This is a genomic window from Rhizobium sp. BR 315, assembly GCF_050577975.1.
Lineage (GTDB): Bacteria > Pseudomonadota > Alphaproteobacteria > Rhizobiales > Rhizobiaceae > Rhizobium > Rhizobium miluonense.
The window spans coordinates 1-558 of record NZ_JARWKZ010000179.1 but is presented as its reverse complement, the minus strand read 5'-3'; the positions used below and the strand labels follow the sequence as shown (position 1 = coordinate 558).

Below are 558 nucleotides of genomic sequence, written 5' to 3'. Positions count from 1 at the left end.
GTGCAACACCATCCATTCTAGCTGCTGATGTAACTAAGAATGACCAACTTGCTCGTTRTATAGCAATTGTACCGGATGCTAATAATCATTTTCCTAGAGCTCGGAATGGGGAAGTAGGTCTGCTTGAGGGCTGGACTGCTGCGCAAATAGTACGCGATGTCATCCATCAAGATGCAGACAAGGAAACAAAACGCCCTATTATCGCTATTATTGATGTACCAAGTCAGGCGTATGGCTATAAGGAAGAGCTGATTGGTATCAGCCTAGCATTGGCAGCAAGCGCAGATGCTTATGCAACAGCACGGCAAAAGGGCCATCCTGTTATTGGATTAATTGTCGGCAATGCTATCTCTGGCGGGTTTTTAGCTCATGGCTTACAGTCTAACCGGTTAATTGCATTTGACAATGACAAAATCAACATTCAAGCAATGTCAAAAGCTTCAGCAGCAAGAATAACAAAACGCACAATTGAACAGCTGGAAGAAGCAACGAAATCCGTGCCCTCAATGGCATATGATGTTCGCAGTTATCAATCATTAGGACCGCTGTATAAATTAC

General features: G+C 43.6%; 1 protein-coding gene. It reads left to right on the top strand.

Annotated features, from left to right (window positions below):
- Positions 1-558 (top strand): biotin-independent malonate decarboxylase subunit gamma (gene mdcE / locus QD409_RS35640; protein ID WP_430765069.1); only part of this gene is annotated, 558 nt, incomplete at both ends.